Here is a 13,853-nt window from a genome sequence, read left to right as displayed (position 1 = left end):
GCGCCGGTTCACCGCTGCAAATGCCGGGTCAGCCTGGCCTCGACCACGCTCCACACATTGCGCAATGTCTCCACGATAACGAGATAGAAGATCGCCGCCCAGATATAGGTCTGGAAGTCGTAGGTGCGCGAATAGGCTCGGCGCGTTTCGCCCATCAGGTCGTAGACAGTCGCGAGCGCGACGATCGCCGAACCCTTGATCATCAGGATGATCTCGTTGCCGTAGGGCCTGAGCGCCACGATCAGCGCCTGCGGCAGGATGATCTTGTAGAGCGTCTGGACCCGGTTGAGGCCGAGCGCGGCCGCGCCTTCCCATTGCCCCTTCGGCACGCTCTCGACCGCGCCGCGCAAAATCTCGGCCTGATAGGCGGCCGTGTTCAGCGCAAACGAGAACACCGCGCAGTTCCAGGCCTCGCGGAAAAAGCCCCACAGGCCGACCGCCTCCAGTTGCGGGCGGAACGAGCCCAGTCCGTAATAGATCAAAAAGAGCTGCGCGATCAGCGGCGTGCCGCGAAACACGTACACATAGGCGAAGGCGATGCGGCTGATCAGCTTGTTCTTCGACATCCGTCCGATGGCGACGGGGATCGACAGCGCCGCACCGATCACCAGCGAAAGACCGACCAGCGACAGCGTGGTCAGTAGGCCGGAAATATATTTGGGGCCGTAGCGCTCGACCTTTTCCGGCGCCCAGGCCTCCACCAGGTACCACACCATCAGGACGCCGGCGACGAGCCAGAAGGCAAGCACCAAATTGCCCGCGATCCGCTCGCCCGTCCAGGTTCGGGGCAGGGCGGGCGGCCGCTCCGAAGCTTCGAGGCGCTCCTGCAGCGCCGTCATCGCACCGTCTCCCCGCGCTTGCCCGCCGCCTCGACCCGGCCGATCACGACCGACGACAACAACGCCAGCACCAGGTAGAGCAGCGCCGCCAGGCCGAAGAACAAAAAGGCTTCCTTGGTGTTGCGCGCCGCGATGCCGGTCTGGCGCAGAATGTCGGTCAGCCCGATCGCCGAGACCAGCGCCGTGTCCTTGAGCAGGATCATCCACAGATTGGACAGGCCCGGCAGCGCGATGCGGATCAGTTGCGGCAGGATCACCAGCCGCATGACCTGGTTGCGATGCAGGCCGAGCGCATAGCCGCCCTCGTACTGGCCGTTCGAAATCGCCCTGAATGCCGACAGGAACACCTCGCTGGCATAGGCCGAAAACACGAAGGCGAGCGCGATTACGCCGGCCAGGAAGGCGTTGATTTCCACGCCGGCTTCCACGCCGAGCGTCTGGAACAGTTGCTGGATGCCGATCTGCAGCCCGAAATAGACCAGAAACAGCGTCAGCAGTTCCGGCAGGCCGCGAAAAATGGTGGTGTAGATGTCGGCTGCGGTGCGAAAGCTCCATTCTCGGCTCTGCTTGGCCAAGGCGACCAGGAAGCCGATCAACAGTCCGACCGGCAGGGTGGCGAGCGCGAGGCTTATCGTGGTGACGACGCCGATGGCGATCTCGTCGCCCCAGCCCTGGTCGCCGAAGCTCAGCAAGGTCAGGTAGTTGTCCATGTGCCCCGCCCGCCTGCCGCGGGTCCGGCGCGATCGCCGGCCGTGCGGAACCGGATCGCCGGGCGCCCATCTGGCCGCCCGGCATGGTGGCGTTTAGGCGGCATCAGTCGCCGTAAACGTCGACATCGAAATATTTGTCGTTGATTTCCTTGTATTTTCCGTTTTCGCGGATCGCCAGGATGGCTGCCGAGAACTTGTCGGCCAGGTCGGTCTCGCCCTTGCGCACGGCCACGCCGGCGCCCTGGCCGTTGATCACCGGGTCGGGCGTCAGCGTGTCGAGGATCTTGCAGCACGCGCCGTCGTCGGTCTTCAGCCATTCCGACAACACGATGACGTCGTCGATCACCGCGTCGATGCGGCCATTGGCGATGTCGAGCTTGTATTCGTCGGGCGTCGGGTAGAGCTTCAGGTCGGCCGAGGGCAGTTTTTCCTCGGCGTAGTTGGAATGGGTGGTGGAGGATTGCGCGCCGAGCGCCTTGCCGGCCAGCGCCGCGTCGGTGGCTTCCGTCAGCGCGCTGTCCTTGGGCACGGCGATCGCCGGCGGGGTGTTGTAGTACTTGGCGCTGAAATCGACCTTTTCCTTGCGCTCGTCGGTGATCGACATCGAGGCGATGATGGCGTCGAACTTGCCGGCCTGCAGGGCGGGGATGATGCCGTCCCAGTCCTGGGTGACGAACTCGCAATCGGCCTTCATTTCCTCGCACAGCGCCTTGGCGATATCGATGTCGAAGCCGACCAGTGAGCCGTCGGCCTCGAGATTGTTGAACGGCGGGTAGGCGCCTTCCGTGCCGATCTTGAGTTTCATCATCTCCTGGGCATGGGCGCCGGTGCCCAGGGAAAGCGCGAGCAGGGCGGCCGAGGCGGCAATCGCCAGACGCTGTTGGATACGCATAATGTTCCTCTCTGTCTGTTTGTCGTTGCTTGCGGCTTGCGGCCGCTTGTCGTTTCCGGCGGGTGCCGGAACACCCGTGAAAACCGGATATTCCCACTGTTTTTGCCGGGAATGCAACCGCAAAGCGCGATGCGGCGGTTCTGCGTCGAAGCCCTCGGGCTCAAGCGCCGCGCGCGGTCAGGCCGGTGCACCTTTCGACGAAATCGGCGATCGCGGCGATGTCGTCGAGACGGAACACCGGCACGGTTTCTCCCGAGACCGGGTGGTCGGCGGCGATGGCGACGATATTGGGGCTCGAGGCGGTCAGCGGCTCGCGGTTGCGCGCCTCCAGGCGCCGGGTCTCGAGCTTGGGGTGGGCGTCGTGCTTGTAGCCTTCGACCAGGATGAGGTCGCAGGGCGCGAGCTTGGCGAGCACGTCGGCCAGATCGGGCTCTTTCTCGTCGCGCAATTCGTGCATCAGCGCCCAGCGCCGGCCCGACACGATCGCCACCTCCATCGCCCCGGCCTCGCGATGGCGGAAGGAATCCGTGCCGTGCCGGTCGATGTCGAAGACGTGATGGGCGTGCTTGACGGTCGACACGACATGGCCGCGCCGGCCGAGTTCGCTGACCAGCGCCGCCGTCAGCGCGGTCTTGCCCGAATTTTTCCAGCCGGTGATCCCGAAAACCCGTCTGGTCATTGCGCCTCGTCCGCGATCAGCCGCTCGGCGATGGCCAGGTCGCCGGGCGTGTTGATGTTGAAAAACGGGTCGATCTCCGCGCCGTTGCGCTTTTGCACGGCGAATTCGACGATATCGATGCTGCGCGACCGGCAAAAGCCTGAAACGGAGGGTTTTTCGGGCCCGTTCAGGAACGCCGCCATCTCGTCGGCCAGCACCGTCGGCCACAGGCCGAACACCGGATGCGTCCGGCCGCGCGAGGCGGCGAGCGCGATCCGCTGCGGGTGCCCGGCCGCAGCCAGCCGGGCGACGAGATCGGGCGGGAAGAAGGGCGTGTCGGTCGCTGTCGTGACAAGCCGGTCGAAGCCGGCGCTGGCTGCCCAGACCAGGCCGGCATGGATGCCGGCGAGCGGTCCGCGCTGGCCGGCAACAATGTCGCCGATCACCGGGCGGCCGAAGGCGGAAAAACGCTGCGGGTCGAGATTGGCGCTCACCGCGACCGCCTCAACCGCCGGTGCGAGACGCTCCAGCACATGCGCGATCAGCGGTTTCCCGGCCAGTGTCAGGAAGGCCTTGTCGGAGCCGGCCATGCGCGAGGAGCGGCCACCGGCGAGCACCAGCCCGGCGAGGCGGCGCTCCATCGCTCACGCGCCCCCGAGCGGCCCGGCGACGCGGTCGACCCACATGCCGTAGAACGTGGCCACGATCGCCGCGGCGGCCGACAGCGCCATCACCCACAATAGCGGCATGGCGCCGCTTGCGGGCGACAGCAGCGCGCCGGCGACCACCGCCAGCGCGGCGCCGCCGCCGATCTGCATCGAGCCGCCGAGACCGGAGGCCGAGCCCGCCAGGCGCGGGCGCACGCTGACGATGCCGGCATTGGCACTCGGCAGGGTGATGCCGTTGCCGAGCCCGACCATGGTCGCCGGTCCGAACAGCGATAGCGGGTGTACGTAACCGAGGCCGAACAGGACCAGCGACACCACCATGCCGATCAGGGTCACGACATTGCCGGCAAGCATCATCGGCCCGATCCCGACCCGGGCGCCGAAACGGCCCGACAGGAAGTTGCCGCTCATGTAGCCGACCGAGATCAGCATGAAATAGAGCCCGTATTCCGACGGGCTGAGTTTCAGGATTTCCGTGGCGACATAGGGACCGCCGCCGAGAAAGGCGAAGAACGAACCGGTGGTGAAGGCGGCCGTCAGCGCATAGGCCCAGAAGCGGCGCGAGCGCAACAGTTCGGGATAGGCGCGGAACTGCGCCGAGAAACTGGGCGACAGCGCCTTGTTGGTCTCGTTGAGGTCGAGATAGACCACGCAGATCGACACCAGGCCGAAACCCAGCGTCAGCACGAAGGTGGATTGCCAGCCATACCATTCGTCGAGCAGGCCGCCGATCGCCGGCGCGATCATCGGCACCAGAGACATGCCCATGACGATATAGGCGATCTTGCTGACCGTTTCCTCCGTGCGCACCGTGTCGCGCACGATGGCGCGCGACAGCACCATGCCGGCCGCCGAAAACGCCTGCAGCACCCGGCAGGCGAGCAGGATTTCGATCGTCGGGGCAAACAGCGCCGCGACGGTGCCGATCAGGAAGATCGCGAAGCAGGTCAGCATCACCGGCCGTCGCCCGAACCGGTCCGAGGCCGGGCCGATGAAAAGCTGCAGCACGGCGGTCGCGCCGAGATAGAGCGACACCAGGAGCTGCACCACCGCATAGTCGGCCGAAAAGTGCCGCGCGATACCGGGCAGGGACGGTAGGAAAATATTCATCGCCAGCGGCCCGGTCGCCGTCGCGATGACGAGGGTGAGGATATGCGGCGAGCGAACCCCCGTCAGCTGGCGCCGGTCGCTCATGCCGGCCTCCGCCTAATCGCGGCCGGGGCGGGGACGCCTGGATCGCGCATCGCCATGCTCAAAGACCGTCCGGGCTCATGGTCGGCCCCGTGCTTTCGGCGGCCGGCTTGCGCGGGCCGCGCACCTGCTCGCGATAGAGCGTGAACAGGCCCGAGCCCACGACGATCACCGCGCCGGTGATCATGGCCGCGTCGGGCACGTCGCCGAACACCGCGTAGCCGAGCACCAGGGCCCATAAAAGCCCGGTGTAGCGATAGGGCGCCACGAACGAGATCTCGCCGGTGCGCATCGAGATGATGACGCACTGATAACCGACCAGCACCATGATGGCGGCCACGGCGAGCGTGCCGAACTGGCCGCCGTCGAGCGGCGTCCAGCCGCCCAGCGGAACGACCAGCAGGCCGCCGACGATGGTCACGCCGAGCGCGCTCAACGTCGAGACCAGAAGTGTCGGCACGCCGGCGTCGATGCGCCGGGTTGCGAGGTCGCGCACGGTGCAAAACATCACCGACAGGAGCGCGAGCAGCGAAAACGCGCTAAACCCCTCGAAGCCGGGTCGGATGATGATCACGACGCCGGCGAAACCGGCCAGGATCGCCGTCCAGCGGCGCCAGCCGACCGGTTCGGCAAACACCAGGGCCGCGCCCATCGTCACCGCGAGCGGCAGCACCTGCAAAACCGCCGTGACATTGGCCAGCGGCAGGCGCTGAAGTGCGAGCAGGAAGGAGACCGTCGCGCCGATTTCGGCCGCCCCGCGCAGCAGGACCATCGGGTTGCGGACGCCGGAGAGCTTGCTTGCCACGCCCGCGCGCCAGGCAAGCAGGGCGATCAGCGTCGTGGCCACCATGCCGCGCACCAGCATGATCTGGCCCATGTTGAGCTCGGTGCTGACCAGTTTCACCACGGCGTCGTTGACCGTGAAGGCGGCCATGGCAATGGCCATGGTGAGCGCGCCGCTCAGATTGGGGGAAAGATGCAAGGCCATGTCCGGAACAGTTCTTCACCGGATTACGCACAGCCCCGCGCAAACGCAACCGCAAACCACTGGTCCAGAAGCGTCGATCGCGCCCGCTTCCGGGCAGGCGGCGCCAAAAGCCGTTGCCGGGTGTGCCGTTACGGTCCTTTCAGGCTTTTGCCCATGGCCGCGATATGGGGTTCGTAGACCGGCTTGAGCGCGCGCGGAAACCTCAACAGCATGGCGTGGATGACGTTGTCGGCGCCGAACTCGAACCGGTCGTAGAAAATATCGTTCTCCACGTAACCCGACAGCACCACCCAATTGTCTTTCACGCGCCGGTAGGTCACCTCGAAGCCCTCGCGCCCGGCGGGCTCGCTCGCCTGGTCGGCAAAGGCCTCCGGCGAGGCCTCGAGCGCGTTGTTGAAGGCGTAGACGGCCAGGCTCGCCCCGTCCTCGGAAAGCCAGGTCATGCCGTCGCCGTTCTGCGGCGGTTCCATCGCTTGGCGAAACAGTTCGGCGGGAAAGGTGATCGAGGTGCCGAAGCGGGAATTCTTGTAGGTCAGCGTGTCGGCGAGGGCGGGCAGGCACGCGAGGCCGGCGATGAGACACAGAACAAGGCGCATCGTCATGGCCGGACCTCCCTTCGCGCGCACGCTATCCCCCCGTCACGCTCATATGGCGCGAGACCGAGGGGCGGTTGGTGCGGCGGTCGATGACGAAGTCGTGACCCTTGGGCTTGCGCCCGATGGCCGCGTCGATCGCGGCATGCAGGAGTTCGTTGCCCTCCGAGGCGCGCAGCGGCTGGCGCAGGTCGGCGGCGTCCTCCTGGCCCAGGCACATATACAGCGTGCCGGTGCAGGTCAGCCGCACCCGGTTGCAGCTTTCGCAGAAATTATGCGTCATCGGCGTGATGAAGCCGAGCCGTCCGCCGGTCTCGGCAACCTCGACATAACGCGCCGGCCCGCCGGTCTTGAACGGAATGTCGGTCAGGGTGAATTCGTTTTCCAGCCTGGCGCGCAACAGCGACAGCGGCAGATACTGGTCGGTGCGGTCGGCGTCGATCTCGCCCATCGGCATGGTCTCGATCACCGTCATGTCCATGCCGCGCCCATGCGCCCAGCGCATCATGTCGGGGATCTCGCCGTCGTTGAAGTCTTTCAGCGCCACGGCGTTGATCTTGACCTTGAGCCCGGCCCGCTCGGCCGCCTCCAGCCCGTCCATCACCTTGCCGAAATGGCCCCAGCGGGTGATGGCGCGGAACTTGTCGGGATCGAGCGTGTCGAGCGAGACGTTGAGCCGCCTGACCCCGCAATCGGCCAGTTCGTCGGCGAAACGGGCGAGCTGCGAGCCGTTGGTGGTCAGCGTCAGCTCCTCGAGCGCGCCGCTCTTGAGATGACGCGACAGTTCGCGCACCAGATGCATGATGTTCTTGCGCACCAGCGGTTCGCCGCCGGTCAGGCGGAGCTTGCGCACGCCCTTTTCGACGAACGCCGTGCACAGCCGGTCGAGTTCCTCCAGCGTCAACAGATCCTTCTTCGGCAGGAAGGTCATGTCCTCGGCCATGCAATAGGTGCAGCGGAAATCGCAGCGGTCGGTGACCGAGACGCGCAGATAGTCGATCCTGCGTCCGAACGGGTCGATCATGGGGGCGGTGCTGGCGGTCATGCTGTCGGTCCTGCCTCGCAAATGGTCCGGCCCGCTCTTGCCTGGCGCGGCCCTGCGGCCTTGGTAACATTTTCGCTGTATCTGGTGCAATATATCGACTTGATGCCGCGCCGCGATGGTGGGATAGCGACATCGATGACCGCGGAACGGACACACCGGCGGCAGCGGAGAATTGATCATGGCGGCCCCGAAAGAACTGCGCGTATCCAGGGACCGGCGCGTCCTGACCGTGACCTTCGCCGACGAGAGCCACGCGCTCGGCGCCGAGATGCTCAGGGTCCTGTCGCCTTCGGCCGAGGTGCAGGGCCATTCGCCCGAGCAGCGTGTCACCGTCGGCGGCAAGAAGGACGTCGCCATCAGCCGGCTCGAGCCGGTCGGCAATTACGCTGTGCGCATCGTCTTCGACGACGGCCACGACACCGGCATCTTCACCTGGGCCTATCTCGACACGCTCGGCCGCGAGAAGGAGACCCGCTGGCAGGCCTATCTCGACGAGCTCCGGCAAAAAGGCCTGGCGCGCTGATCGAGCAACCGGGCCGGGTTAGCCGAACACGGCGAAGCCTTCGACCAGAACCCTGTGCGCGGCGGCATACAGAAACGACGCCCCGGCAAAAAGCATCACCGCCGAGGAGGTCGTCTCGGTCAACAACAGCGCGCGCATAGCGTCCGCCGGGCCGAGCGCCGCGCCCACCCGCTCGACCGCGCGCATGCGCAGCCAAAGCAGGACGGCGATCCCCAGAAATAGCGCCGCCACGACCAGATTGATCGCTTGTGCCATGCGCATCGCAAGGCCGCTTGCGGCCGTCAGCAGCGCCAGAAACAGCCACGCTGCCGCGGCCAGGCGTGTCAGCCATTGTGTCGTCCTCACGAAGCGCTCCGTCTGCCTTCTGCGCTTTGCCTCGCTCAGGGGCAGTCGCTGGGGGCGAGATAACGCCGCTTGGCCCAGCCGGTCACGGTGCGGTCGCCGTCGTAATGGGTGACGCGGCACCAGCGGCTTGGCAGCGGCCGACTTGTCGGCGTGCACGCGCCTTCGCCGGCGATGATACCGTGATTGCCGGGCCGCAGCATATCCACGATCGCGGACTTGGCCGAGGCCCGGCTGCGCAGGTTGAGCACGTCCCAGCTCTCGACATTGACCACCTGGTAGCAGCCCGGTCCCGAGGTGGCCAAGGCGCCGGGAGCGCCGGCCGCCAGAACGAAAAGCCCGGCAAGTGCGCCGGCAAGTCCGATTGTGTGACGCAACGATGTCATCGTGCTGGAACCTCCGTGGCGGATCGCGGGCGCAGCCCGGATCATAGCCGCCATCGCCGCGGTCCGCCAGCCTGAGCGCAACGCGCGGGCACAAGTGCCCGTCGACGGAGGCGTCCTGGCGGCGCGTCGTCGTCCAGCGTCGTGCCGCGCGCGTTTTCGCCGATAGGTGCCGTTTGGACCGGCTTCGCCTTAGGCGCGCGCTCCTTTCAGGTTGGGCAGGAAGATCGCCAACAGCCCGAGCAGGGGCAGGAACGAGCACACCGTGTAGACATAGCCGATCCCCTTGGCGTCGGCGACGACGCCCAGCACCGCCGCGCCCAGCCCACCGAGACCGAAGGCGAAGCCGAAAAACAGCCCCGCGACCATGCCGACCCGGCCCGGCAGCAATTCCTGCGCGAACACCACGATCTGCGGGAAGGCCGACGACAGGATCAGGCCGATCAGGATCGTCAGCACCGGCGTCCAGGCATAGCTGGCATAGGGCAGGGCGAGCGTGAAGGGCAGAACGCCCAGGATCGAGAACCAGATCACCGTCTTGGAGCCGAACCGGTCGCCGATCGGCCCGCCGAGGATCGTCCCGGCCGCCGCCGCGCCCAGGAAGATGAACAGCAGGACCTGCGATTCCTGCACCGACACGCCGAAGCGCTCGATGACGAAGAACGTGTAATAGCTGCTGATCGAGGCGAGATAGACATGTTTGGAAAACACCAGCACGATCAGCACGGCCAGCGTCAGCACCACCCGCCGGCGCGACAGGTCGAGCGTCGTCGGTGCGGCCGGTCGCGACGCGGCCCGTTTTTGATAGGCCGAATACCAGCCGCCGACGCGCCATAGGATCACCATGCCGATCATCGCGGCCACCGAGAACCAGGCGACCGAGCCCTGGCCGCGCGGCACCACGATGAAGGCGGCCAGAAGCGGGCCGATCGCGGTGCCGAAATTGCCGCCGACCTGGAACAGGGCCTGGGCGAGCCCATAGCGCCCGCCCGAGGCAAGCCGCGCCACGCGCGAGGATTCGGGGTGAAAGATCGCCGATCCGAGCCCGACGAAGGCCGCGCCCAGCAAAAGCAGGCCATAGCTGCCGGCGGTTGCCAGAAGCAGCAGCCCGATCATCGTCGAGCCCATGCCGGCCGACAGCGAATAGGGCATCGGCCGCTTGTCGGCGGCGATCCCCACAAGCGGCTGCAGCAGCGACGCCGTGACCTGGAAGGCGAGCGTCAGCAGGCCGATCTGCCAGAAATCGAGGCCGTAATCGTCTTTCAGCATCGGATAGAGCGCGGCCAGGAGCGACTGCATGACATCGTTGAGCAGATGGCAGAAGCTGACGGCCAGAATCACCGCGTAGACGGTGCGCTCGGGCGCGAGCCGGGCGGGGGTGGCGATGGTATCGGCCAAGACGAACTCCTTCCGGCTATCGGCACGGCACCGTGGCCGAACGGTTATAGTGCGGCTGGGTGTGACCTTCTTTGCTGGTTTGGTCTATTTGTTTTGCGAGTGGGCCAGCAATGGGCCGCGACGGGAAGGACGAACCATGCGCGACGCCGCGCCCTCTGCGACTTCTGGAGCGCATAGTCTGCAACGCTACGACGATGACCGGCGGGCTCTGATCGAGCGCGCCGACAGCGCGGTCGTGGCGTTGGCGAGCGCCTATCCCGATGGGCACCATGTGGCGGCGCATCGGCACGGCCGCTCGCAACTGCTTCACGTGCGCGCCGGCGTCGTGCTCGCCGTCACCGATGCCGGCCGCTGGATGGTGCCGGCCGGCCAGGCTTTATGGATTCCCGCCGGCATCACCCATGCCGTCGACATGCTTGGCGGCGTGCGCATGCAGTCGGCCTATGTCCGGCCGGCCGCGATCGCCGGCCTGCCGGCGTCGCTGCGCGTCGTCGCCATGACGGCCCTGATGCGCAGCCTGATGGGCGAAGCGGTCGCGATCGGCGATGCGCAAGGCGCGCGCGGCCGCGACGCGCTCTTGCTCGACCTGATCCTGCACGAGATCCCGCGGCTTGCGGAATTGCCGCTCGGTCTGCCGTTTCCCAGCGACCGGCGTTTTGCGGCGCTGTGCCGGCGTTATCTCGACGCGCCGACCCCGGCCGTGACCATCGACGACTGGGCGCGCGAGACCGGCATGAGCCGGCGCAGCTTCACCCGGCGCTTTCAGCGCGAGACAGGGCTCAGCCTGTCCGTCTGGCGCCAGCAGGCGAGCCTGTTCGCCGCCCTGCCGCGTCTGTTCGACGGCGAGCCGGTCACCACCGTCGCGCTCGATCTGGGTTATGACAGTGTCGCCGCCTTCACCACCATGTTCAAGCGCATGCTGGGCACCTCGCCGCGCGCCTATTTGTCGGTCAACGCGCCGGCGGTCTCGTGACGGCCGGTCCGCGGCCACGGGCACCCGGCGCGTCCCGCCTCACGCCTCGGCCAGCGTTTCCACGATGCGGCGCATCTGCTCGCCCAGGGCGTCGCACTCGGCCGGCGAGGATTGCGCCATAACGGTGTCGATCAGCTCGGTATAGATCGCGAGCGCCTTTAAAAGTCGCTCCTCGCCCGCCGGTGTCAAATAGAGCCGCATGACCCGCTTGTCGGAGGAATCGCTTTCGCGTCGCACCAGGCCCTGCGATTCGAGCTGCGGCAGCAACATGGTGATGTTGGAGCGTCCCACCAGCAGCCGGCGCGCCAGATCGTGCTGCGACTGGCCCGGATGGCGGTAGAGATTCATCAGCATGTCGAGCTGCGCGAGTTTCAGATCGAGCGGCGCCAGCGCCTTCGACAGCGCGCGCACCACCGCCTTTTCGGCGCGCACCACGGCGATCCAGTTGCGAAAGCGCGGGTTGTCCCACGGCAGGTCTTGTTTTTTGTTCATTCTTGAACTAATAATGTTCATGGTTGAACTAATTCACGGTGGCCCACCATGGCATCATTTCCGTTGACTGTCATCCGTACCGCCTTTCGCATCGCCGACCATATCGCGCCCTGGATCGCCGGCCGCGCCGCCTTCGCGCTTTTCTGCCGTACCCCGCATCCGAACCGGGTTTCGCCCGGGGAGCGGCGGGCGCTCGACCGGGCGGCGCCGTTCATGGCCGAGGCGCGCCTGCACCGGCTGACGACCCCATCGGGCTGGGTCGCCGCGCATGATTTTCGTCCGCCGCCCGGCGTCGAGCGCCGCCGCACCGTGCTTGTCATCCATGGCTGGCGATCGCGCAGCGATCACATGGCGGCGATCGTCGACGCCCTGCGCCGCGACGGCGCGCGGGTGATTGCCCTCGATCTGCCGGGTCACGGCAAGTCGAGCGGCCGCCGGCTCGACATGGCCAACGCTGTCGCGGCGGCGGCGCTCGCCGGGGCGTGGTTCGGTCCCTTCGACGCCGTCATCGGCCATTCCTTCGGCGGCGCCGTCGCCGTCAACGCGCTTGTCGGCTCGGTCAGGAATGTCGAAAGACTGGCGGCCGAGCGGTTGGTCCTGATCGCGGCGCCCAATTCCATGCCGTCCTTCTTCGCCGAGTTCGGTCGTATGCTCGATCTCGGCCCTCGCACCCAGACCGCGTTGTTCGCGCATGTCGAGAGGCTGACCGGCCGTCCGCTGGAAGACTATGTCGGCGCCGACCAGCTCGCCCGCCACCCATGCCCGACCCTTGTCCTGCACGCGCCCTGCGACAAGGAGGTGCCGGCCGAAAACGCCAAGGCCTATGGCCGGGCGGGCAAGCATGTGCGCCTGGTTTGGGCGCCCGGCCTCGGCCACCGCCGCATCCTGGCCGGCCCCGGCGTGCTGGCCGAACTGACCGGCTTCGTCGCCGGCATCCGCGAACCGGCGCTGGTCAACTGATATTGCGACCGGCTCGGGCGCGTTAGCCCTTCGGCGTGCCGGGCTCGTGCGGCAGGCCGGCTTCTTTCCACGCGCTGAAACCGCCCGTGACATGGCTGACCCTGTCCAGCCCCATGTCCTGGGCGGTCTTGGCCGCCAGCGCCGAGCGCCAGCCGCCGGCGCAGAAGAACACGAAATGCTTGCCGGAGGAAAACAGCGCCTTGTGATACGGGCTTTCGGGGTCGATCCAGAATTCCAACATGCCGCGCGGGCAGTGATGCGCACCCGAAATGCGGCCCGCGCGTTCCAGTTCGCGCGGGTCGCGTATGTCGATGAAGGCGACGTCGTCGCGGGCCAGTAGCGGCGCCGCCTCGGCCGGCGCCAGCGCCTCGACCACCGCATTGGCCTCGTCCAGAAGCGCCTTGTAGCCCTTTTTCATCACTGCCTCCCGTAAACGGCGCCGCTCAGCGCACCACCACCACCTTGGTGCCGACCCCGACCTGCTCGTAAAGATGCTTGACGTCGTCATTGGCCATGCGGATGCAGCCCGACGACATCGCCTGGCCGACCGTCCAGGGCTGGTTGGTGCCGTGGATGCGGTAGAGCGTCGAGCCGATATAGAGCGCGCGCGCGCCGAGCGGGTTGTTGGGGCCGCCGGGCATATGGGCCGGCAGCTTGCGGCCCTTACGCGCCTCGCGCCGGATCATTTGCGGCGGCGGCGTCCAGCCCGGCCATTCGGCCTTGCGCGAGACGCGGTTGGTGCCCGCCCAGGTAAAACCCTGGCGGCCGACGCCGACGGCGTATTTCAGCGCCCGGCCATTGCCGAGCGTATAATAGAGCCGCCGCTCGGACGTATTGACGATGATCGTGCCTTTGCCGTGCGGTCCGTCATAGCGCACCGTCTCGCGCGGGATCGGCGATTTGTCGGAATTCCTGGTGCCGTGCTCGACGCGCGGCTGTCCGCCGCGGATGATGCGCGCGAACAGGCTTTCGGCCGCAGCCGTGCCGACCAGCGGCGAGCCCGGCGCCGCCATCATGAAAGCCGCGGCCAGCGCCGCCTTGATCCCAAGCCCGATTTTACCCATGTCACCCATCCCAATGAAAGTCGGTACGCCACGCACCCGCTTCGCCCGTGTGCCGCATCATGGGATGGCGGCCCGAAAGGTCAAGCAGCAGCGCAAGCGCACAGTCCGAACGCCCCGGCGCCACTATCGCCGCG

18 protein-coding genes are annotated in these 13,853 nt (G+C 66.9%); 3 read left to right on the top strand and 15 right to left on the bottom strand.

The genetic code is table 11. The features are described from left to right. Positions 1 to 8: 8 nt before the first annotated feature. From C7T96_RS03195 to moaA, 9 genes are all read right to left on the bottom strand, one after another. Entirely contained in the window at positions 9 to 839 is an 831-nt protein-coding gene (locus C7T96_RS03195) for an ABC transporter permease (protein WP_106569689.1), read from the bottom strand. Next, positions 836 to 1,549, bottom strand: coding sequence for an ABC transporter permease (locus tag C7T96_RS03190; protein ID WP_106569688.1), 714 nt, complete (start codon positions 1,547 to 1,549; stop codon positions 836 to 838). Before C7T96_RS03190 ends, C7T96_RS03195 begins: the two co-directional genes overlap by 4 nt. A 103-nt stretch (positions 1,550 to 1,652) precedes the next feature. Further along, positions 1,653 to 2,441: a transporter substrate-binding domain-containing protein gene (locus tag C7T96_RS03185; protein ID WP_106569687.1), complete on the bottom strand. Its 789-nt coding sequence runs from the start codon at positions 2,439 to 2,441 to the stop codon at positions 1,653 to 1,655. A 160-nt stretch (positions 2,442 to 2,601) separates the two neighbouring features. Further along, positions 2,602 to 3,120, bottom strand: coding sequence for a molybdopterin-guanine dinucleotide biosynthesis protein B (mobB, locus tag C7T96_RS03180; protein WP_106569686.1), 519 nt, complete (start codon positions 3,118 to 3,120; stop codon positions 2,602 to 2,604). After that, positions 3,117 to 3,740: a molybdenum cofactor guanylyltransferase MobA gene (gene mobA / locus C7T96_RS03175; RefSeq protein ID WP_106569685.1), complete on the bottom strand. Its 624-nt coding sequence runs from the start codon at positions 3,738 to 3,740 to the stop codon at positions 3,117 to 3,119. Before mobA ends, mobB begins: the two co-directional genes overlap by 4 nt. A 3-nt stretch (positions 3,741 to 3,743) precedes the next feature. Beyond that, entirely contained in the window at positions 3,744 to 4,961 is a 1,218-nt protein-coding gene (locus tag C7T96_RS03170) for a multidrug effflux MFS transporter (RefSeq protein ID WP_106569684.1), read from the bottom strand. Positions 4,962 to 5,019: 58 nt separating this feature from the next. Then, the gene (locus C7T96_RS03165) at positions 5,020 to 5,940 is read right to left on the bottom strand and encodes a DMT family transporter (RefSeq protein WP_106569984.1); all 921 of its coding nucleotides are present in this window, start codon (positions 5,938 to 5,940) and stop codon (positions 5,020 to 5,022) included. Between the two features lie 134 nt (positions 5,941 to 6,074). Further along, positions 6,075 to 6,548, bottom strand: coding sequence for a hypothetical protein (locus C7T96_RS03160; protein ID WP_106569683.1), 474 nt, complete (start codon positions 6,546 to 6,548; stop codon positions 6,075 to 6,077). 25 nt (positions 6,549 to 6,573) lie between these two features. Beyond that, on the bottom strand, positions 6,574 to 7,584 hold the full coding sequence (gene moaA / locus C7T96_RS03155; RefSeq protein WP_106569682.1) for a GTP 3',8-cyclase MoaA: 1,011 nt from the start codon (positions 7,582 to 7,584) through the stop codon (positions 6,574 to 6,576). A gap of 178 nt (positions 7,585 to 7,762) precedes the next feature. Between moaA and C7T96_RS03150 the strand changes: the two genes are divergently transcribed. Then, positions 7,763 to 8,107, top strand: coding sequence for a DUF971 domain-containing protein (locus C7T96_RS03150; RefSeq protein WP_106569681.1), 345 nt, complete (start codon positions 7,763 to 7,765; stop codon positions 8,105 to 8,107). 18 nt (positions 8,108 to 8,125) lie between these two features. Here the strand turns inward: C7T96_RS03150 and C7T96_RS03145 are convergent, their stop codons facing one another. From C7T96_RS03145 to C7T96_RS03135, 3 genes are all read right to left on the bottom strand, one after another. Further along, positions 8,126 to 8,452 carry a hypothetical protein gene (locus C7T96_RS03145; protein ID WP_106569680.1) on the bottom strand — a complete coding sequence of 109 codons (327 nt, stop codon included), beginning with the start codon at positions 8,450 to 8,452 and terminating at the stop codon, positions 8,126 to 8,128. A gap of 35 nt (positions 8,453 to 8,487) precedes the next feature. Next, on the bottom strand, positions 8,488 to 8,835 hold the full coding sequence (locus C7T96_RS03140; protein ID WP_127597461.1) for an SH3 domain-containing protein: 348 nt from the start codon (positions 8,833 to 8,835) through the stop codon (positions 8,488 to 8,490). Between the two features lie 189 nt (positions 8,836 to 9,024). Continuing rightward, complete coding sequence (locus C7T96_RS03135; RefSeq protein ID WP_106569678.1) at positions 9,025 to 10,230, bottom strand: MFS transporter; 1,206 nt, start codon at positions 10,228 to 10,230, stop codon at positions 9,025 to 9,027. A gap of 136 nt (positions 10,231 to 10,366) precedes the next feature. Between C7T96_RS03135 and C7T96_RS03130 the strand changes: the two genes are divergently transcribed. Continuing rightward, positions 10,367 to 11,203 (top strand): helix-turn-helix transcriptional regulator, encoded by an 837-nt coding sequence (locus tag C7T96_RS03130; RefSeq protein ID WP_106569677.1) that lies wholly within the window; start codon positions 10,367 to 10,369, stop codon positions 11,201 to 11,203. A gap of 39 nt (positions 11,204 to 11,242) precedes the next feature. Here C7T96_RS03130 and C7T96_RS03125 read toward each other — a convergent pair whose 3' ends face one another. Next, positions 11,243 to 11,695, bottom strand: coding sequence for a MarR family transcriptional regulator (locus tag C7T96_RS03125; protein WP_106569676.1), 453 nt, complete (start codon positions 11,693 to 11,695; stop codon positions 11,243 to 11,245). A 48-nt stretch (positions 11,696 to 11,743) separates the two neighbouring features. On the opposite strand from C7T96_RS03125, the gene C7T96_RS03120 reads away from it, so the two are divergent. Then, entirely contained in the window at positions 11,744 to 12,655 is a 912-nt protein-coding gene (locus C7T96_RS03120; RefSeq protein WP_106569675.1) for an alpha/beta fold hydrolase, read from the top strand. Positions 12,656 to 12,677: 22 nt separating this feature from the next. Here the strand turns inward: C7T96_RS03120 and C7T96_RS03115 are convergent, their stop codons facing one another. After that, positions 12,678 to 13,073 carry a rhodanese-like domain-containing protein gene (locus C7T96_RS03115; protein ID WP_106569674.1) on the bottom strand — a complete coding sequence of 132 codons (396 nt, stop codon included), beginning with the start codon at positions 13,071 to 13,073 and terminating at the stop codon, positions 12,678 to 12,680. A 25-nt stretch (positions 13,074 to 13,098) separates the two neighbouring features. Next, on the bottom strand, positions 13,099 to 13,719 hold the full coding sequence (locus tag C7T96_RS03110; RefSeq protein WP_245414043.1) for a L,D-transpeptidase: 621 nt from the start codon (positions 13,717 to 13,719) through the stop codon (positions 13,099 to 13,101). Positions 13,720 to 13,853: the final 134 nt, after the last annotated feature.

This window comes from Nitratireductor sp. StC3 (genome assembly GCF_003015025.1).
Lineage (GTDB): Bacteria > Pseudomonadota > Alphaproteobacteria > Rhizobiales > Rhizobiaceae > Mangrovimarina > Mangrovimarina alexandrii.
This window is presented reverse-complemented; position numbering and strand designations above follow the sequence as displayed.

What these genes read in the sequence shown, in the direction of transcription:
- C7T96_RS03195 (WP_106569689.1), bottom strand. Translation starts at nt 839, where the DNA reads ATGACGGCGCTGCAGGAGCGCCTCGAAGCTTCGGAGCGGCCGCCCGCC.
- C7T96_RS03190 (WP_106569688.1), bottom strand. Translation starts at nt 1,549, where the DNA reads ATGGACAACTACCTGACCTTGCTGAGCTTCGGCGACCAGGGCTGGGGC.
- C7T96_RS03185 (WP_106569687.1), bottom strand. Translation starts at nt 2,441, where the DNA reads ATGCGTATCCAACAGCGTCTGGCGATTGCCGCCTCGGCCGCCCTGCTC.
- mobB (WP_106569686.1), bottom strand. Translation starts at nt 3,120, where the DNA reads ATGACCAGACGGGTTTTCGGGATCACCGGCTGGAAAAATTCGGGCAAG.
- mobA (WP_106569685.1), bottom strand. Translation starts at nt 3,740, where the DNA reads ATGGAGCGCCGCCTCGCCGGGCTGGTGCTCGCCGGTGGCCGCTCCTCG.
- C7T96_RS03170 (WP_106569684.1), bottom strand. Translation starts at nt 4,961, where the DNA reads ATGAGCGACCGGCGCCAGCTGACGGGGGTTCGCTCGCCGCATATCCTC.
- C7T96_RS03160 (WP_106569683.1), bottom strand. Translation starts at nt 6,548, where the DNA reads ATGACGATGCGCCTTGTTCTGTGTCTCATCGCCGGCCTCGCGTGCCTG.
- moaA (WP_106569682.1), bottom strand. Translation starts at nt 7,584, where the DNA reads ATGACCGCCAGCACCGCCCCCATGATCGACCCGTTCGGACGCAGGATC.
- C7T96_RS03150 (WP_106569681.1), top strand. Translation starts at nt 7,763, where the DNA reads ATGGCGGCCCCGAAAGAACTGCGCGTATCCAGGGACCGGCGCGTCCTG.
- C7T96_RS03140 (WP_127597461.1), bottom strand. Translation starts at nt 8,835, where the DNA reads ATGACATCGTTGCGTCACACAATCGGACTTGCCGGCGCACTTGCCGGG.
- C7T96_RS03130 (WP_106569677.1), top strand. Translation starts at nt 10,367, where the DNA reads ATGCGCGACGCCGCGCCCTCTGCGACTTCTGGAGCGCATAGTCTGCAA.
- C7T96_RS03125 (WP_106569676.1), bottom strand. Translation starts at nt 11,695, where the DNA reads ATGAACAAAAAACAAGACCTGCCGTGGGACAACCCGCGCTTTCGCAAC.
- C7T96_RS03120 (WP_106569675.1), top strand. Translation starts at nt 11,744, where the DNA reads ATGGCATCATTTCCGTTGACTGTCATCCGTACCGCCTTTCGCATCGCC.
- C7T96_RS03115 (WP_106569674.1), bottom strand. Translation starts at nt 13,073, where the DNA reads ATGAAAAAGGGCTACAAGGCGCTTCTGGACGAGGCCAATGCGGTGGTC.
- C7T96_RS03110 (WP_245414043.1), bottom strand. Translation starts at nt 13,719, where the DNA reads ATGGGTAAAATCGGGCTTGGGATCAAGGCGGCGCTGGCCGCGGCTTTC.